The sequence below is a fragment of the Rothia sp. HMSC071C12 genome, assembly GCF_001813895.1.
GTDB lineage: Bacteria > Actinomycetota > Actinomycetes > Actinomycetales > Micrococcaceae > Rothia > Rothia mucilaginosa.
This window is the reverse complement of sequence record NZ_KV814374.1, coordinates 151,682-170,264: the sequence shown is the minus strand read 5'-3', so window position 1 is coordinate 170,264 and position 18,583 is coordinate 151,682. Positions and strand designations below refer to the sequence as shown.

Here is an 18,583-nt window from a genome sequence, read left to right as displayed (position 1 = left end):
CGTAGCCTTCTGATTCAACTCTACCGGGGATAGTTGCTCTTTGAAGAGTTTGTTCTTCGTCCTGGGCGAATATGACAAGAACCGGAACATTTACACATTCTGGTACTCGGCTCAGCGGAGAGGCTACTTTATAACGGGTACACCAAAACAGGGGTTGGAGCCCCAAAATTTAGCGGGTGCTGTTGAAGGAATAGCCCACGTTACGCACGGTCGAAATCATCTGCTCGTATTCGGTGCCGAGCTTGGAACGCAGACGACGCACGTGCACGTCCACGGTGCGGGTGCCGCCGTAGTAGGAGTCGTAACCCCACACCTCGGAGAGCAGCTGGGCTCGGGAGAAGACGCGTCCGGGGTGCTGAGCCATGAACTTGAGCAGTTCAAACTCTTTGAAGGTCAGATTCAGAGCGGTGCCGGAGAGGTGCGCCGAGTACGCCTGGGTGTCAATGACGAGGTTACCCGCGCGCACGATGCGCTCTTCGGAGTTCTCTTCTTCTGCGGCTGCGTCGCTCTTGATGGCGAGGCGCAGGCGCGCATCCATTTCGGAGGGGGACGCCTGGTCAGAAACAATATCGTCAACCTGCCAGGAGGCAGCAACCGCCGCCATACCGCCTTCATTCAGGAGTGCGATGAGCGGCAACTGTACGCCGGCGGCGCGCAATAGCTGGGCGCATTGGCGTGCTTTGACGAGTGCGGTGCGGGCGTCAACCATGAGCAGGTCGAAGGTCTCAGATTCGAGGGTGGTGTGGGCAGTGTCGAGGGGGAAGACGTGTACCTTGTGGCTGAGCAGGCTCAGCGAGGGGATCATATCCTGCGCGGCGGTATCGCTCATGAGCGCAATACGGTACACACCCTCTCCTTTCCCGCGTATTTTTCGTGTATTTCCCGTGTAAAACTTTTGGGCTCTTTCTAGTGTACTCGCCAGGCTGTGACGCGGCTGTGGGCGCCGGTGTAGACCGGGCCGAATATCGTATTCCGGACTGTTCGTACAGGCTTCTCAGCTGGTCATGATGGGGCACCTACCCGGATTCTGCGGGGCTAATATTTTGCTGGTGCCGGGCAGGGCGTATGCCTGTTGAGAATCGTGCTGTCCACTATGTTTCTGCCGCTGATTCTGCGCCCTTTCGGGGCGGGTCTGTGGTAGGTTTAAGGCATGGAAAACAATCTTATGGCTCTTGAAGCTCTCTTCATGTCGCTGATGGCTATCATCTCCGTGTGCATCGGTATCGGTGCATTCGCAGTGTTGCGTGGCCTCTTCAGCGGCCAGAAGTAGTCTTCCCGCACAGAGCAGAAGCATCGCCCACACAGGGCTTTAGGCGGTCGTACGGTTCGTACCGCCTCGCCAATGACGGCGTGAACCCCCACCCGGTCCCCTCCGGTTGGGGGTTTTCTTTATGCTGCCTGCCGTACCGTTTACTCTGCAGACGGCGGCGCTACCCCGTGCCGTGAGCGAACGAACAGGCTACCGTTGTACGCACGGGTACTAAAATGGAAGGTATGGCTATTGAAATCCCTACCAACCTAACCCCTGAACTTGTTCCCTTCGCATGGCTGCTCGGCACCTGGGAAGGCACCGGAACCATGTGGTACGAAGGCCAGGAAAACACCCCCTTCGGCCAGATTATTACTTTTGAGCAGGATGGTCTGCCCTTCATCGAATACCGCGCTGAGTCTTTCCTGCTCGATGACGAGGGTCAGAAGCTGCGCCCCATCACCGTTGAAACCGGTTTCTGGCAGATCGACCGCCCCCTGACCGACGCTGACGGCGGCTTCGGTATTGTCCCCAAGGACGTTGTTCCCGCCTTCGCTGACGCGGCAAGCGTAGAGACTCTCCGCAATGCCGACGACGGATTCTCTCTGCTGGCGACCATTGCGCACCCCGGCGGTATTAGCGAAAACTACGTGGGCATGGTCAAGGGCCCGGTCATTCGCATGCAGACCGGCAACCTGCTACGCGATGATATTTCCCACGACTACGCCGGCTCCGTGCGCCTGTGGGGCCTGGTCAACGGCAACCTCATGTGGGACTGGGAGGTCGCAGACGCCGAGGGTAAGCTGCACAAGCACGCCTCCGCTGAACTGCGCAAGACCTCCTCGATGACCGGTGATTCCCTGGGCACTTCGATGTTCGGTTCCTTGGATGGCGAAGAATCCACCGGTGAGCCCGGCTCCGAGCCCACCGCCTAATAACTAACTTGTGTCTGCCCCGCCGGTCGGCGGGGCAGACTCTTTGCGTGAAAGGTGCACCTTCCGTGACTGAATCTTCGCTTGAAGCGCCTCAGGCTGAGGCACCCCAGCCCGATGCCGCCCGCCCGGTGAGCCCCCTGCTGAGCCTGCACGGCGCTTTTGCCGCCTCCGGGCTGGATGCCGGCGTCGCCGCACACTACGGCAACCCCATGCTGGAGCAACGCGCCCTCAGCTTCGACCGCTCCGCCAGTGCGGACGAGCCGCTGGTGCTGGTGGACCGCTCCTCCCTGGGCGTGGTGCGCGTTGAGGGGCCGGACCGCCAGACCTGGCTGACGTCCATCGCCTCGCAGATTCTGACCGGCATGACCGCCGGGGAGAGCCGCGAGTTCCTGCTGCTTTCCCCTCAGGGCCGCGTGGAGTACGCACCCTCCGCAATTGAAGACGGCGAGGCGCTCTGGCTGATCGTTGAGGGCTACCAGGCTCAGCCGCTGACCGATTACCTAAACCGCATGAAGTTCATGATGCGCGTTGAGGTGCAGAACCTCAGTGACGAGTATGCGGTACTGGAGAGCGCCCGCAACCCGATCCTGCAGGACGGTTCGGTACATCCTGCGCTCGCTGAGGGTAAGCCGCTGGTGTGGGAGGACCCTTGGCACACTCCGGCACCGGGTAGCTACCGCTACGATGAGGCGGGCGATGCTCACCCGGGTGCGGACTACGTGCGTTTCTTGAGCATTGTGCCGCGCTCTGTTCTGCCCGCCCTAGCTGAGTCTTCGGACGCGCGTTTTGCGGGGCTGTGGGCTGCGGAGGCTCTGCGTATTGAGGCATGGCGCCCGCGCTACGGTACCGAGGCGGACGATAAGACGATCCCCCAGGAGCTGGATTACACCCGTACGGCGGTGCATTTTGATAAGGGCTGCTACAAGGGCCAGGAGACGGTGGCCCGCGTGCATAACCTGGGCCGCCCGCCGCGCCGCCTGGTGTTCTTGGATATCGACGGTTCGGAGCACACCCTACCCGCGGCAGGTAGCGAGCTGTTTGTGGAGGGCAAGTCCCGCCCGGTCGGTCGTATTACCTCTGTGGCGTTGCATCACGAGGCGGGCCCGATCGCTCTGGCTGTGATTAAGCGCGGCGTTGACCCGCAGGTGCCTTTGCGTGCGGTTGATGGCGGCGACTTCCTGCCCGATGGTTCGCCGGCGCCGGCGACCGAGTACGCGGTGGCTCAGACGACGGTGGTTTCGCCGGAGTCCGGTGAGGTGGCGCGTCGTTCTTTGGCGGGTCAGGACTTCCTCAAGCGCTAGACGCTCCCGACCCAAAACCGCCTGAACTAGAACCCATCCCAACTAGAACCGCGGAGGCGGACACCCGTTACGGGTGCCCGCCTCCGCGGTTTTAGTATGAGTGCTCAGCGAGCTTGCTGAGTCTGTGGGGTTTAGCGGCCGAAGAGGACGGCTGCTTCTTCCCAGCGTTCCTGAGGTACGGACTTCAGGCCGTCCAGTGCCTCTTCGAGGGGTACGTACTTGATCTCGGTGCCCTGCACGGAGACCATCTTGCCCCACTGCTTCTGAGCGACCATGTCGACTGCGCCCATGCCCAGGCGGGTTGCGAGCACGCGGTCGTAGCCGGTGGGTGCGCCACCGCGCTGGATGTGGCCCAGGATGGTGTTACGGGTTTCGACGCCGGTCATCTTCTCGATCTCGTGGGTGATGTACTCACCGATGCCACCGAGGCGGGGACGACCGTCCTTTTCGGTACCCTTGTTTGCCATGACGTCGTCGAAGCCTTCGGGGATGAAGCCTTCAGCAACAACAACCAGGGGAGAGCGGCCGCGGTCGTGTACTTCCTTGACCCATTCAGCAACCTGCTCCATGGAGACCTTGACCTCGGGAATCAGGATTGCGTGTGCGCCTGCTGCCATACCGGAGTGCAGTGCGATCCAGCCGACGTGGCGGCCCATGACCTCTGCAACCATGCAGCGGTGGTGCGATTCACCGGTGGTGCGGATGCGGTCCATTGCCTCGGTTGCGATGGACACTGCGGTGTCGAAGCCGAAGGTGTAGTCGGTTGCGCGCAGATCGTTGTCAATGGTCTTGGGGACACCGATGACGGGCAGGCCTGCGTCTGCCAGGCGCTTTGCGCCTGCGAGGGTGCCTTCACCGCCGATAGCAACGATTGCGTCGATGCCGTGGCGTTCCATCATGATTTCGATGTTTTCGGGGCCACCGTTGGGGCCGTCGAAGGGGTTGGTGCGGGAGGTACCGATGATGGTGCCGCCCTGGGCTGCCAGGCCGCGGACCTTCTGACGGGGCAGGTCCATGTAGTCGCCTTCAACGACGCCGCGCCAGCCATCACGGAAGCCGACGAACTCGTAGCCGTACTTCTTGACGCCGTTGAGGACAGCGCCGCGGATGACAGCGTTCAGGCCGGGGCAGTCGCCGCCGGAAGTAAGCAGACCGATCTTCATAGTTGGCTCCTAATGTCTGCGCGTTTTAGGTGTTGTGCGCGCGCGTGTATATAACTATGACCTCCACGAATTCGGCACGCGAATGTTCGCCGGTCGGGAGGTCGTTCTCTTGGTCTCTATTTTAGCGATGTTTGGGTTGTGTGGGTAGTGGTGGAAAGCCGTGGGAACGCCGGTTTTGGTGCTGAAAAGTTCAGGTTTTTGAAACCTGTATGTTTGGGTTTGAAACACAAATAGCCGCCCTTTCCCACCTATGGCACCGAAGAGGCGAATGAGGCTTCCTCACATCTGTAAAGATGCGGGAAGCCTCATTCGTTTTAAAAATATTTTTAAATATTTGTGGGATTCTCCGTTTTTAGGACAAAAAACGGTCAATAGTCCTGTGATTGATCGTTTCGCACCGGTTTATCCCACGTCTGAACCGCTTCCCACGGGGTGAGTTGCAGGTTCAGCAGGCGCGCTCAGAGGGGGCGGAACTAGTCGCGTGCCTGACCGAGGAACTTCTGCAGGCGTGCCAGGCCCTCCGCCAGGTCCTCGTCGCTCAGGGCGTAGGAGAGGCGCAGGTAGCCGCTGGGACCGAATGCCTCGCCGGGAACTACGGCGACCTCAGCCTTTTCGAGGATGAGCTCAGCCAGCTCTGCGGTGGTCTGCGGGCGTACGCCTTCAATTTCCTTGCCGAGCAGTTCGCGTACGTCCGGGTAGGCGTAGAACGCGCCGGTGGGTACGGGGCAGTGCACGCCTTCAATAGCGTTCAGGCCATCTACGATGGTGCGGCGGCGGCGGTCGAAGGCTGCGTGCATGATTTCCACGTCGTCCTGCGGGCCGGTCAGCGCGGCGAGGGCTGCGCGCTGGGCGATGTTGTTGACGTTGGAGGTCATGTGGGACTGCAGGTTGGAGGCTGCGGCGATGACGTCGCGCGGGCCAATCATCCAGCCCACGCGCCAGCCGGTCATGGCGTAGGTCTTTGCCACGCCGTTGAGGATGACGCACAGGTCAGCGAGCTCGGGTACTGCCTTCAGGATAGAGACTGCCTGAACACCGTCATAGGTGAGGTGCTCGTAGATTTCGTCGGTCAGAACGAAGATGCCCTTGGCAAGTGCCCATTCGCCGATGGCGCGGGTTTCTTCTTCGGTGTAGACGGCACCGGTCGGGTTGGAGGGGGAGACGAAGATGAGCGCCTTGGTGGCGGGGGTGTAGGCCGCTTCGAGCTGCTCGACGGTGACCTTGTAGTGCTGGTCGCTACCGGCGAAAACCTCGATAGGGTTACCGCCAGCCAGGCGAATGCACTCGGGGTAGGTGGTCCAGTAGGGTGCGGGCAGCAGGACGTCGTCGCCTTCGTCAATGACGGTTGCGAATGCCTGGTAGACCGCCTGCTTGCCGCCGTTGGTGATGACAACCTGGGAGGGGTCAATCTCTACGCCGGAGTCGCGCAGGGTCTTTTCCGCGATTGCCTTCTTCAGCTCGGGAAGACCGGAGGCGGGGGAGTAGCGGAAGTTCTTGGGGTCGTTGAGCGCTTCGCGTGCGGCGTCCACAATGTGCGCGGGGGTGGGGAAGTCCGGTTCGCCTGCGCCGAAACCGATGACGGGGCGTCCCTGAGCCTTGAGTGCTTTTGCCTTTGCGTCGACGGCAAGGGTTGCGGAGGGTGCGATGGCACCGATGCGGCTTGAAATACGCGCCATGGGGCTCTCTTCTCTTTCTTCTTGTGCGCTGCCGGCGTGAAGTCGACAAGGAAATAGGTGATGGGAATGCACGTGTGGGGCCAATCCGCGCGTGATGGGCGCGGGTGTGTGCGGCGTTCCTTGTAATAGGATACGGTCCACTAGTAGCGATACGGAACCCTTCGTCAAGGTATCTCAAGAGGTTTTTCGAAAAATATTACATTTTGAAGTTGCATCAGCCCCGAAAGATGGTTTACAGTTAGTTCTGCACCCGCAAGGGTGTAATTGTTTGCCCCTCTAAAGCCACGGCTTAGGAGGCAGTGGAGGAGTAGACAAGTGAGAAGCAACTCTCACACCTGAAGTTAACGCTTCAAAGGGTGGTGGCTCAATTGGTAGAGCAGCGGTCTCCAAAACCGCAGGTTGCAGGTTCGAGTCCTGTCCGCCCTGCTTTTATTGCCTCAATAAATAATTTGTACGCCCGCACCCCGGGCGTACTTTTTTAGACTCAGAAAGGGGCAGAAGAAATGGCATCGTCTGCTACCGCCGAGAAGGTTGTTAAGCCCGGCGCATCGTCGAAGAACGATAAGAAGCTCGGTTTCTTCGGCCGTATTTTTGCATTCCTCCGTGAAGTTTTTGCGGAGTTGAAGAAGGTTACTACTCCCACCGGACGTGAACTGGTTGGTTACTTCTTCGGAGTTCTGTTCTTCGTCGTGGTGATGCTCCTTCTTATTTCTGGTCTGGATTATCTTTTCGGCCAGGGAGCATTCTGGATTTTCGGTAACGGAACCATTCAGCGTAACTAGTACAGGCTGCATCCTTATTTGGGGTGCCCCATCAGTGATTTCCCTCAGCGCATTGGCGAGTGGAAGTCCTCTCTAGATGATTAACGATAGAAAGTAGGAGCGACGTGTCCGAGCAGGAACTGGTATCCGAGATTGAAGAGGTCGAGGTAGCCGTTGCTGAGGCTACTGAGGAGTCTGCAGCTATTGAGCAGCAGGCTGAGGAAGCTACCGAGGCTGTCGAGGTGGCTGAAGCAGCTGCTGAGGCTGCTGAGGAAGTCGACGCTCTGGAAGAATTCAAGTCCAAGCTGCGCCGTCAGATGGGCGACTGGTATGTGGTTCACACCTACTCCGGCTACGAGAACAAGGTGAAGACCGGTATCGAGACCCGTATCCAGAACCTGGAAGCTGAAGATGAGATCTTCGAGGTTCAGGTTCCCATGGAGACCGTGGTTGAGTTCAAGAACACCGTGAAGAAGACCATCCGCCGCGTGCGTGTTCCCGGTTACGTTCTGGTTCGTATGGAACTGACCGACCACTCGTGGGGCGTTGTCCGCCACACCCCCGGTGTGACTGGCTTCGTGGGTCAGGATGCGTACAACCCGGTCCCGCTGCGCATGGACGAGGTCTTCGACATGCTCCTGCCGGTCTTCGAAGAGCAGCAGCAGAGCCAGGGTCTGCCTGTTTCCAAGCCCGTTATCGAGTCCGACTACACTGTGGGCGAGAATGTCCGCGTGAAGTCCGGTGCTTTCGAGGGCATGGACGCTACCGTTTCGGAGATCAAGGGCGAGTCCCAGCAGATTGTCGTGATGATTTCCGTCTTCGGCCGCGATACCCCGGTGACCTTGAGCTTCACCGAGATCGAAAAGATTTAACGCTTTTAGCGTGTGAATATGAGCCTCGCACTTCGGTGTGGGGCTCATATTTTGTAGCGGCTGTATAGCCGGTGGCGGCTGCGCAGGTGAGGTTTACTCTTTCTGCTAGCTGGCGCTGGATTAAGTCGCTGATTAACGCTAGAATGTTGGTTTGTGTATGCGCATGTCACGCTTTCATGTGGATGCACGGGTGACCGCGCCACGGTCACCGTCTTGCCGGCGTACGCTCCTGTGCGTCGGTTCCCAGCTAAGAAAAGGACCCTACATTGGCTCCCAAGAAGAAGGTCACTGGCCTCATTAAGCTGCAGATCCAGGCAGGCGCCGCTAACCCGGCTCCCCCCGTCGGCCCCGCACTGGGCTCGCACGGTGTGAACATCATGGAGTTCTGCAAGGCATACAACGCTGCAACTGAGTCGCAGCGCGGTAACATCATCCCCGTTGAGATTACCGTCTACGAGGATCGCTCCTTCACCTTCATCACCAAGACCCCTCCGGCTTCCCAGCTGATCAAGAAGGCTGCTGGCGTTGCTAAGGGCTCCGCTGTTCCTCACACCACCAAGGTTGGTTCGCTGACCGAGGCTCAGGTGCGCGAGATTGCTGAGACCAAGATGCCCGACCTGAACGCAAACGACCTGGATGCTGCTTCCAAGATCATCGCAGGTACCGCTCGTTCCATGGGTATCACCGTCGAGTAATTTCGGTTCGCCGAATAGCCGAGTAATCGGCACCGTAGATTTTTCTACACAGAACTTGTAAATGCCCGTCGTATGGACGGGATGTGGCAGAGCCGAGCGCGGCTCACGAGACCACAACTGCATAAGGAGAAAAGCAGATGGCAAAGCGCAGCAAGGCGTACAAGGCAGCTGTAGCCAAGATTGAAGAGGGTAAGCTCTACACCCCCGCTGAGGCAGTTGCCCTGGCGAAGGAAACCTCTTCCACCAAGACCGACGCAACCGTTGAGGTTGCAATGCGTCTGTCCGTTGACCCCCGTAAGGCAGACCAGATGGTTCGCGGTACCGTGAACCTGCCCCACGGCACCGGTAAGACCGCTCGCGTGGTCGTTATCGCAGCAGGCCCCAAGGCTGCTGAGGCTGAGGCAGCTGGCGCTGACTACGTTGGTTCCGACGAGCTGATCGCAAAGATCGCTGGCGGCTGGACTGACTTCGACGCAGCGGTTGCAACCCCCGACATGATGGGCAAGGTCGGCCGCCTGGGTAAGATCCTGGGTCCCCGTAACCTGATGCCGAACCCCAAGACCGGTACCGTGACCATGGATGTTGCAAAGGCTGTTGCAGACATCAAGGGCGGTAAGATCGACTTCCGCGTTGACCGTAACTCCAACCTGCACTTCATCATCGGTAAGGCTTCCTTCACCGCTGAGCAGCTCGAGGAGAACTTCCAGGCAGCTCTGGAAGAGGTTAACCGTCTGAAGCCCTCTTCGGCTAAGGGTCGTTACATCTCCAAGGCAACCGTTGCTACCACCTTCGGCCCCGGCATCCCCGTTGATCCGGCTGCCGTTGCTGCCTAAGGTATGCACCTGTAGCTTCTAGCATTTAGCTAGTAGTCGCCCCCGACGTTTAGGCGTCGGGGGCGATTTTTTTGTGCATGATTTTGTCTGTGCGAAGATTCAAAACACAGCGTGAAGATTCAAGACATTGCGTGACCGGAATCGGTTAAAGTACGTCACGGACTTCCAGCTTGTATAGGCTTAAAAACATAGAATGATTTTCTGGTCCCTGGTTCCTATGGCGTTGCCCATGCTCCGGTACCGTCGAAACACATATTGGGGCTGCGTGCCCCATCCTGCCCTACAACTATGAGAGGTAAAACCTAATGCCTTCTTCCCTTCAGAGCGAGCAGAGCGCCCGTCGCGGTCTCAGCGTGCCGGTCAATTATTTTGCGGTGGCGCTGGGCACCGGTGCTTTGGGTGCTGCCTGGCGTACCGCTGCGTCGAAGGGAATGGCACCTGATTGGGTGGGGGAGAGCATCCTGGCTTTTAACGCTGTGGTGTGGCTGCTCCTTGTGGGGTTTTTGGTTCATTCGGTGGTGAAGTACCGTGCGTGGGTGCGTAGTTTTTGGGAGCATCCGGCGCGTACCTGCTTCTTTTCGCTAATTCCGGCGACGACGGCGCAGGTGGGTGCGGCTCTCTACCCGTATGCTGAGGTTCCGGCTCTGACTCTGGTGGTGCTGGGAGCTGTGGGTCAGTTGTATTTCGCGTCTCATCGTATTGCCGGTACGTGGCGTGGTGGGTATGTGCCTGAGGCTGCCTCGCCGGTGCTGTATCTGCCGACTGTGGCGACGAATTTTGCGACCGCTACGGCGATGGGCTTTGTAGGGTGGCACGATATGGCGATGCTCTTCTTCGGTGCGGGCCTGATTTCGTGGTTCAGTGTCGAGGCCGCGATTCTGAGCCGCCTGCGCACCTTGACTCCGCTACCTCAGGGGGAGCGCGGCATTATTGGTATTCAGATGGCGCCGCCTTTTGTGGGTGGTAACGCGTACCTGGCGGCTAATGGCGGCACGGTAGACTGGTTCTTTTTGGTGCTGACCGGTTATGGCATTCTGCAGCTGTTCTTCTTGATGCGTTTGCTCCCCTGGACTCTTGAGGGTGGTTTCTCGATGAGCATGTGGGGTTTCTCGTTCGGTATGGCTTCCATGGCGGCGAGCGGTATTCGCTTGACGGCTGCTGGTTCGCTGGGGTTGGTGGGTCCTGCGCTAACGGTGGCGGGTACGGCTTTCCTCATCTTCCTGTGGGTGGGCACGCTGCATCTGGCGTTGAAGGGGCGTTTGCTGGTACGACCGAGCTAGGGTGCTCATATGAGACTCTGGTGCGAGGCTCGCATGCTGTTTTATGACGGTGCTTATCTTCTGCACCCGTGCCGGGCACAAGTTTCGGCGATAATGGGGGAATGACTTCTGCATCCTACTCTTCTGCCGCGGCGGAGCCTTTTGAAGGCCTGCGTATTCGAGGTGTGGCTAAGACCTTTGGCACTGATACGACGGTTCTGAATGAGATTGACCTGGATGTACACCCTGGCGAGTTGATTTCTCTGGTTGGTTCTTCGGGTACGGGTAAGTCGACCCTGCTGCGTATTATTGCCGGCCTGGAGGAGCCGAGCGCCGGTCGGGTGACCTACGCCGGTCAGCCTCTGGAACGCGGCTCGGTGGGTGTGGTTTTTCAGCGCCCTATTCTGTACCCGCACCTGAGTGTGAAGGATAATATTCTCTTCCCGACCCGGCTGGGTGCGTTCGCCGGTCGGGTTGATATGGACTACTACCGTGAGCTGCTGGAGGCTTTGAAGCTTGAGGGGCTGGAGTCCCGCAAGCCTTCGCAATTGTCGGGCGGTCAGGCTCAGCGTGTGGGTATTGCGCGTGCTTTGATTCGTCGTGCTCCGGTGGTTCTTTTTGATGAGCCGCTGGCGAGTGTGGATGAGCAGATGAGCGCGAGTATCCGCGCCGATATTGTGCGCCTGCATGAGCGTTACGGTTTTACGGGCCTGTACGTGACCCATGATCAGAATGAGGCGCTCATGCTGGGGCAGCGGGTGGCGGTGATGGATGCTGGCTACCTGGTGCAGGTGGACACTCCGGAGCGGCTGCTGGCGCATCCGCATACTCTGCAGGTGGCGAAGCTTTTGGCGGCGCCCGCGCTGAACCTTTTGGCTCTTGAGGATTCGGAGTTTCTTCCTGCTGGGTGTGAGCTGGCGATTCGTGCGACCGCTCTGTGCCCTGTGGCGGCAGACGCTGCTCATGCTCTGCCGGTGCAGGTGCTCGGCAGCCGCCATCTGGTGGGTGGCATGCTGTACCGTGCGCGTCTGGTGGAAGCTGTGTCCCTGCCTCTGGAATCTCGGCGGGCTTCGGCGGATTCTGAGCTGAGTGCCCGAATGTGTGCCCGAGTGCGTGCCGGTCAGGAGCTTGAGTTCTTTATCTCGGATGCGCAGGGCGGCTCCTCCCTAAGTGTTGGGGAGCAGATGCACCTGGGTGTGGCGGCGGAGCGTTGCTTCTTATTCTCGGATGGAAAGCGTTTTTACCTCTAGAACACGGTTTCTGGGTCTTTCAGCCGGGCCTTTTAGGTGGGAGAAAGTGCGGGTTAATCGGCTTAAGGAGGGGCTTTAAGTGATTAACCCCGCTTAATCTCATTAATTTCTTGTTTTAACTTGCGACTCGGGCTTTAACCTGAGATGATGAATGAACCAAAGACCGCCGGTCTAGAACTATGTCCTTTATCGCCACCTCGATGGAGACGAAGAACAGAGTTCTGATAAGAGCAGATTTCACTAGAAATCGCCGCCCGCGTAGGTAACTCGAAGTGAATAGCCGTCGCCCTCATGCAGGGTTCCGTCTATCGTGCCTCGTACGCCTACGCGTCGGGGCATTTTTTATTGCTTGCAATAAATGCTTCGAGGCTCTACCGGCGACCTTACAAGAATCGGAAGAAGGAACTACCATGGCGACTCAGGAAAAGATCGCTGCAGTATCCGAGCTGAAGGAACTCTTCGAAGCTTCGAACGCAGTCATCCTGACCGAATACCGCGGTCTCACTGTTGCACAGCTCAAGGAGCTGCGCCGCGCACTCGGTGCAGAGACCGAATACGCCGTGGTGAAGAACACGCTGGCTGCTATCGCAGCTAAGGAAGCTGGCATCGACGCATTCGAAGGCCACCTCCAGGGTCCCTCCGCACTGGCATTCATCAAGGGCGACCTGATCGATGCTGCTAAGGGCCTGCGTGACTTTGCCAAGGCTAACCCCCAGCTGATTGTGAAGAACGGTTACTACGAAGGTGCCGCTCTGACCGAGGACGACGTCAAGCGCTACGCTGACCTGGAATCCCGCGAGGTTCTGCTGTCCAAGGTTGCAGGTGGTGCAAAGGCTACCATCGCACGCATCGCACAGGTTGTGGACGCACTGCGCGTCAAGCTGGAGGAGCAGGAAGGCGCAGCTCCCGCTGCTGCCGAGGAGGCTTCGGAAGAGGCATAAGCCCCTTTCGTGCTACTGCACCAGCGCTGAGATACTCAGCAGCGTGAACGCGAATAGCGTGTAACGCACCCTAAATTTGACCGACCCTTTCGGGTAGGTACTGAAGATTTACACCGCGGGCGTCAGTCCGCACCAGATAGTGAAGGAGCCAAACAATGGCTAAGCTGTCCATCGAAGAACTCATTGCAGCATTCAAGGAACTGTCCCTCGTTGAGGTTTCCGAGTTCGTCAAGGCATTCGAGGAAGAGTTCGACGTCACCGCAGCTGCTCCCGTTGCAGTTGTAGCAGGCGGCGCAGCAGGCGAGGCTGCTGAAGAGAAGTCCGAGTTCGACGTTATCCTGGAGTCCGCTGGCGACAAGAAGATCGCAGTGATCAAGGAAGTTCGTGCCCTGACCTCCCTCGGCCTGAAGGAAGCAAAGGACCTGGTTGACAGCGCTCCCAAGGCTCTGCTCGAGGGCGTTTCCAAGGAAGACGCTGAGAAGGCTAAGGAGCAGCTCGAGGCTGCTGGCGCAACCATCACCCTCAAGTAATCGACTTCTTCTCGATTCTTACGCGGGCGGTGCATCCATCGGATGTGCCGCCTCGCGGCATTTAACAGCCCCGAACCCGCCCGGTATGAAGACTGGGGAGGTTCGGGGCTTTGCCGTGTTCGCCTTTTCTCCTGTAGCAAACGGTGGCGCTGTCCCATCTGACCGCGCTCACCTGCAGAAGTCGCTGTGACCGCACTGTGCCCCGGGTGAGAGAGGCTGAGAGCACTGTGGTGCCTCTCTCCTAGAGCCCGGCAACGGGGCAGAGGTGCCGTATGATGGGATGAGACAACCCAGACATTCCTTTGCACGAAAGCGGATAGACATGAGCGAGCAGAAGAAAAAGAAGAAGAGCGCAACCGAGCGACCCGCCCGCGACTTGGCGGCTGAAGCACAGCAGGTCCTGGACGCTTTCGGTGCCGGTGTTCGTGAAGACCGCGATTACCCGGCTCTACACCTGGCGCCTCCCGTGGGCCGTCTGAATGACCCGAACGGCCTGGTCTTCGATGGTAAGCGTTATCACGCCTTCTACCAGTACTCGCCCCTGCACCCGGAGCGTATGGTCTACTGGCGCCATGCGGTCAGTGAGGACCTGACCCACTGGACCGATGAGGGTACCGCGCTGGTTCCCGATAGCCGCTACGACTCGCACGGCTGCTACTCCGGCTCCGGTATTAAGGTTCCCGGCGGTTTTGAGTTCTTCTACACCGGTAACGTGAAGGACGAAAAGGGCAACCGCGAAACCTACCAGATTCTCGCAACCGCTGGTGAGGACGCGAAGCCGACCCGTCAGCTGCCCCCGCTGATTTCCGGCCCCGCAAAGGGCTACACTGCACACTACCGCGATCCGCACGTTTTTGAGCGTAACGGCGAATGGTGGATGGTTGTTGGTGCTCAGCGTGAGGACCTGACCGGCGCCGTGGTCGTGTACACCTCCAAGGATCGCCGCGAGTGGACCTTCCGCGGCGAGCTGGGCATCAAGGACAAGACCCTCAAGGGCACCTACATGTACGAGTGCCCCTCCCTGCTGAGCATGCGCGATGAGCTGACCGGCGAAATCCGCGACGTGCTGATTTTCAGCCCGCAGGGCATGGAGCCCCTCGGCGAGAAGTACAACAACATTTTCCAGAGCGGCTACATTGTTGGTTCGCTGGATAACGAGACCCTCAAGTTCACCGTGGAGACCCCCTTCACCGAGCTGGATGCAGGTTTCGAGTTCTACGCTCCGCAGACCATTTCCGGTACCGGCCTGACTGCTGACCCGAAGGCACCCCACACCGTGAGCGGCGATGCCCCGGTGATGATTGCGTGGCTGGGTAACGCAGCCCAGGACGACCTGCCCTCGTGGAGTCACCGCTGGGTGCACATGTTCACCTACCCGCGTGAGTTGCACCTGCGTAACGGCAAGATTTTCCAGCGTCCGGTTCCGCAGCTGAATGACGCGATGGAGATGAAGCCTCTGTACCGTGAGGAGGAGAAGGGCAAGCTCGTGGAGCTGAAGAACGCCCTGACCTTCCGTCTGCGTGGCCGCGTGAACGTCTCTGATGAGCGCGTGAAGCTGAAGATTAAGGACACTCACGGCGTGGCTCTGAGCATTGTGCTGGATAAGGACTTTGTGCAGATGGACCGTGGCGGTACCCGCTACACCGAGGGTGGTAGCCTGCGCCGCCGTACCCTGAAGCGTTCGAAGATTCGCGAGTTTGATCTGCTGGTGGATGGCTCGGCTACCGAACTGTACGTGGGTGGCAAGCTGGTCGCATCCATGGGCGCTGAGGTCATGACCGCTCGCACCTTCTTCAAGGGCGATAAACGCCGCGTCCGCCTGACCGGTGGCGAGGTGCTGTCCCTGGAGTATGGCCGTCTCTAAGCCGTTTTCTAAGCGTTAGGAGCCGCCCGCACGGGTGGTTTCCGGTAATTTCTGAATATGTCTGAGGGCTCACTTTCCGTGTGGAGGGTGGGCCCTCGCTTTTAAGAACTTTCCCGTGATACCATGTTTTACATCCGATATGTCAAACGTATGACATATGCATGACATGCACACACAGACATATCTCACCTCATTCACAAAGCATCATACGGTGGTGCTCCAAACAAAGGAGAGCGAGCGTGGACCACAAGTCAGTGGCACAGCGCGTGCTGAAGGACGTCGGGGGCGCCGGCAATATCGTTGCAGCCGCACACTGCGCAACCCGCCTTCGCCTCGTCCTGAAGAACCAGGACAAGGTCGACCAGACGGCAATCGACAACGACGAAGACCTCAAGGGCAGCTTCCTTAACGCTGGCCAGTTCCAGATTATCGTCGGCCCCGGCGACGTCAACGAGGTTCACAAGCATCTCATCGCTGCTGGCGCACCCGAGGCATCCAAGGACGAGCTCAAGGAAATTGCTTCCAAGCAGGGCAACATTGTCTCCCGCTTCATCAAGACCATTGCTGACATCTTCGTGCCGCTCATCCCGGTGCTGGTCGGTGGCGGTATGCTGATGGCGCTCAATAGCCTCCTGACCTCTAAGGGTATTTTTGGCCCCCAGGCAGTTATTGAACTTTTCCCTGAATGGGCTGACTTCGCGGATATCGTCAACCTGCTCTCCGCAGCTCCCTTCGCCTTCCTGCCCGTGCTGGTCGGCTTCTCCGCCACCAAGGTCTTCGGCGGTAACCCCTACCTGGGTATGACCATGGGTGCCGCAATGGTATCCCCGGCCCTGATGAATGGCTACAACGTCGCAGCATCCCTGGCAGGTGCTGAAGGCACCGACCCGATGAAGTACTGGAACCTCTTCGGTCTGCAGGTTCAGCAGGCGGGCTACCAGGGTACCGTGCTGCCCATCATGCTGGTCGCATTTATCCTGTCCCACGTCGAGAAGTTCTTCCACAAGGTCCTCAAGGGAACCATCGACTTCATCTTCACCCCGACCCTCACCATCCTGATCACCGGCTTCCTGACCTTCCTGTTGGTCGGACCCCCGATGTTCCAGCTGGGCACCTGGCTGGGTGAAAGCATCAACTGGCTCTACACCGTTGCCGGCCCGCTCGGCGGTCTGCTCTTCGGTACCTTCTACGCATTCATCGTGATGACCGGTATGCACCAGGCATTCCCGCCCATCGAGATGAGCCTGTGGGCTACCGGTGGTTCCTTCATCTTCGTCGTTGCCTCCATGTCTAACGTGGCTCAGGGCGGTGCCGCAGCCGGTGTCGCGCTGACCACCAAGAACAAGAAGATTAAGGGTATTGCTTCTGCAGCCGCACCCTCCGCGTTCCTGGGCATTACCGAGCCCGCAATGTTCGGTGTCAACCTGGCTCTGCGCTGGCCCTTCTACATTGCAATCGTTTCCGCGGGTATTGGTTCGATGGTTACCTCTATTCTTGGAATTAAGGCGGGTAAGCTGGGCGCTGCTGGTTACCTTGGCTTCCCCTCGATTGAAGCAACCGTTGGTGCAGGTATCCCGGGCTTCTTGGGCTGCCTCGTCCTGACCACCGTCATCGCCTTCGTTGCCTCCTTCATCTGGGGTAAGAAGGTCGAAGCTGGCAACACTGAGGAAGCTGAGGCACCCGCTGCTGCAACTCCCGTAGCAGCTGCCGCAGCCCCCTCTACTGCCGTAGCAGCTGAGGTTGGCGAGAGCGTCGAAATCGGCTCCCACATGGTCGGTTCCGTGGTTCTGCTGGCTGACGTCAAGGACCCCACCTTCTCCTCCGGCGCACTGGGTGCAGGCACTGCTGTGGAGCCCACCGAAGGTAAGCTCTACGCACCGGCTGACGGCAAGATTACCGTCGCATTCCCCACCGGCCACGCCTACGGTCTGCGAACCGAGGACGGTCTGGATTTGCTGATGCACATCGGCATGGACACTGTTGAGCTCGACGGCAAGCACTTCGAGCCCAAGGTTGCTAAGGGTGACACCGTCAAGCGCGGCGACGTGATCGCTGAGTTCGATATTCCCGCGATTAAGGCTGCTGGCTACCCGCTGGCAACTCCCATGGTGATCACCAACTCCAAGAAGGCAGCTGCTTCGGTTGAAGATGTCCAGGCTTCGGGCGCTTCTGTGACCAACGCGGATTCGCTCCTGAAGGTTGCACTGAAGGCAAAGGCTAACGCATAGTCTGCACTCTTAATGAGTAGATAACCTCAACGTGATGTACACCCCGTACCGCTCTTCCTAGAGCTGGTGCGGGGTGTTCAATTTTTCCTGCAAAAGCGTGCAAAAAGTATGCGAATAAATATTCACTAAAATTATGCATATTGGTGCAATATAAGCTGGCACACATTGGTGCATGGCCATGAAAAATGTCTTGATAAGGAACAATTTATTAGCCAGGAGTGAATAATCCAGCTAATATTTATGTATACTTTCAAGCTTTTGTAAAGGGTGAATATGACCTTAGCTTCCTATACTGTCCGCACCGCCGAGCCTCATGAATATGCTGACGCGCTCGAAGTGCTGATTGCCGCATTCGACGGTGACCCCGCCATGATGGCAGTCATTGCAGGTGGTAGCCGCCGACAGGAACTTGCCAAGCTCCGCGCCATTATGACCCTGCAGGTCTATGGCAACTTCCGGGACCGTGGACGCATCGACATTGGCATCGACGAATCCACCGGCAAAATTGTCGGCGTCTGCCTCTGGAGCACCCCCGAATCCCAGGAAGGATCCTTCCTCAACGAACTCAAGCAGATAGGCGCCTACTACAAGGCTCTCGGCTGTAAAACCCTGCTACGAGCCATCACGATGGAGCTGCATCTCCTCAAGTACCGCCCCGCCTACAAGCATTGGTACCTCTTCAACATCGGTGTGCTCGAAGAATTCCGCGGTCGCGGCATCGGCTCGAAGCTACTCGACTACGGCACCGAACGCATCGGCGACTACCCCGCCTACCTCGAAGCCTCGACCTACGACAGTGCACGCCTCTACGAGCGCCGCGGATTCTTCTCCCTCGGCCCGCTCCACGGTATCTTCTCCAAGGCGCACGCCGTTGGCATGGTCTACCCCGGAACCGGCCCGACCGAGATTGTGCAGCGCAACTCCTAAAACTTCCGGACGCTCACAAAACCGATAAATGTATATACAAAATCCGCCCCACCGTGAGCACTCGCACGGTGGGGCGGATTTTTATTCTCAGAAGACGAG

At 58.6% G+C, this 18,583-nt stretch carries 16 protein-coding genes and 1 tRNA gene; 14 read left to right on the top strand and 3 right to left on the bottom strand.

What is annotated here, in order from left to right; genetic code table 11:
• Window positions 1-169: 169 nt before the first annotated feature.
• The gene (locus HMPREF2942_RS05680; protein WP_005508348.1) at window positions 170-847 is read right to left on the bottom strand and encodes a winged helix-turn-helix transcriptional regulator; all 678 of its coding nucleotides are present in this window, start codon (window positions 845-847) and stop codon (window positions 170-172) included.
• Window positions 848-1,494: 647 nt separating this feature from the next.
• Between HMPREF2942_RS05680 and HMPREF2942_RS05675 the strand changes: the two genes are divergently transcribed.
• Both HMPREF2942_RS05675 and HMPREF2942_RS05670 read left to right on the top strand, forming a co-directional pair.
• Window positions 1,495-2,184 carry a nitrobindin family protein gene (locus tag HMPREF2942_RS05675; RefSeq protein ID WP_005508349.1) on the top strand — a complete coding sequence of 230 codons (690 nt, stop codon included), beginning with the start codon at window positions 1,495-1,497 and terminating at the stop codon, window positions 2,182-2,184.
• A gap of 65 nt (window positions 2,185-2,249) precedes the next feature.
• A complete protein-coding gene (locus HMPREF2942_RS05670; RefSeq protein ID WP_070688595.1) occupies window positions 2,250-3,485 on the top strand; it encodes a CAF17-like 4Fe-4S cluster assembly/insertion protein YgfZ in 1,236 nt (411 codons plus the stop codon).
• A 131-nt stretch (window positions 3,486-3,616) separates the two neighbouring features.
• Here HMPREF2942_RS05670 and HMPREF2942_RS05665 read toward each other — a convergent pair whose 3' ends face one another.
• Both HMPREF2942_RS05665 and HMPREF2942_RS05660 read right to left on the bottom strand, forming a co-directional pair.
• Window positions 3,617-4,648, bottom strand: a complete 1,032-nt coding sequence (locus tag HMPREF2942_RS05665) for a 6-phosphofructokinase (protein ID WP_005504866.1) — start codon at window positions 4,646-4,648, stop codon at window positions 3,617-3,619.
• Between the two features lie 473 nt (window positions 4,649-5,121).
• Window positions 5,122-6,324, bottom strand: coding sequence for a pyridoxal phosphate-dependent aminotransferase (locus HMPREF2942_RS05660; protein WP_049341095.1), 1,203 nt, complete (start codon window positions 6,322-6,324; stop codon window positions 5,122-5,124).
• Window positions 6,325-6,677: 353 nt separating this feature from the next.
• Here HMPREF2942_RS05660 and HMPREF2942_RS05655 point away from each other — a divergent pair.
• From HMPREF2942_RS05655 to HMPREF2942_RS05600, 12 genes are all read left to right on the top strand, one after another.
• A tRNA-Trp gene (locus HMPREF2942_RS05655) sits at window positions 6,678-6,750 on the top strand.
• A gap of 77 nt (window positions 6,751-6,827) precedes the next feature.
• Window positions 6,828-7,106 (top strand): preprotein translocase subunit SecE, encoded by a 279-nt coding sequence (gene secE, locus HMPREF2942_RS05650; RefSeq protein WP_070688594.1) that lies wholly within the window; start codon window positions 6,828-6,830, stop codon window positions 7,104-7,106.
• 104 nt (window positions 7,107-7,210) lie between these two features.
• Window positions 7,211-7,957: a transcription termination/antitermination protein NusG gene (gene nusG, locus HMPREF2942_RS05645; protein WP_049327539.1), complete on the top strand. Its 747-nt coding sequence runs from the start codon at window positions 7,211-7,213 to the stop codon at window positions 7,955-7,957.
• A 266-nt stretch (window positions 7,958-8,223) separates the two neighbouring features.
• Entirely contained in the window at window positions 8,224-8,652 is a 429-nt protein-coding gene (gene rplK, locus HMPREF2942_RS05640) for a 50S ribosomal protein L11 (protein ID WP_005504870.1), read from the top strand.
• Window positions 8,653-8,789: 137 nt separating this feature from the next.
• Window positions 8,790-9,485 carry a 50S ribosomal protein L1 gene (rplA, locus tag HMPREF2942_RS05635; protein ID WP_005504876.1) on the top strand — a complete coding sequence of 232 codons (696 nt, stop codon included), beginning with the start codon at window positions 8,790-8,792 and terminating at the stop codon, window positions 9,483-9,485.
• A gap of 305 nt (window positions 9,486-9,790) precedes the next feature.
• Entirely contained in the window at window positions 9,791-10,765 is a 975-nt protein-coding gene (locus HMPREF2942_RS05630; protein ID WP_070688593.1) for a TDT family transporter, read from the top strand.
• 101 nt (window positions 10,766-10,866) lie between these two features.
• A complete protein-coding gene (locus HMPREF2942_RS05625; RefSeq protein WP_070688592.1) occupies window positions 10,867-11,994 on the top strand; it encodes an ABC transporter ATP-binding protein in 1,128 nt (375 codons plus the stop codon).
• A 410-nt stretch (window positions 11,995-12,404) separates the two neighbouring features.
• Window positions 12,405-12,935, top strand: a complete 531-nt coding sequence (gene rplJ / locus HMPREF2942_RS05620) for a 50S ribosomal protein L10 (protein ID WP_005504882.1) — start codon at window positions 12,405-12,407, stop codon at window positions 12,933-12,935.
• A gap of 155 nt (window positions 12,936-13,090) precedes the next feature.
• On the top strand, window positions 13,091-13,465 hold the full coding sequence (gene rplL, locus HMPREF2942_RS05615; RefSeq protein ID WP_005504884.1) for a 50S ribosomal protein L7/L12: 375 nt from the start codon (window positions 13,091-13,093) through the stop codon (window positions 13,463-13,465).
• Window positions 13,466-13,787: 322 nt separating this feature from the next.
• The gene (locus HMPREF2942_RS05610) at window positions 13,788-15,329 is read left to right on the top strand and encodes a glycoside hydrolase family 32 protein (RefSeq protein WP_070688591.1); all 1,542 of its coding nucleotides are present in this window, start codon (window positions 13,788-13,790) and stop codon (window positions 15,327-15,329) included.
• Window positions 15,330-15,568: 239 nt separating this feature from the next.
• Window positions 15,569-17,557: a PTS sucrose transporter subunit IIABC gene (locus HMPREF2942_RS05605; protein WP_070688590.1), complete on the top strand. Its 1,989-nt coding sequence runs from the start codon at window positions 15,569-15,571 to the stop codon at window positions 17,555-17,557.
• 273 nt (window positions 17,558-17,830) lie between these two features.
• Window positions 17,831-18,484, top strand: coding sequence for a GNAT family N-acetyltransferase (locus tag HMPREF2942_RS05600; protein ID WP_070688589.1), 654 nt, complete (start codon window positions 17,831-17,833; stop codon window positions 18,482-18,484).
• Window positions 18,485-18,583 lie beyond the last annotated feature (99 nt).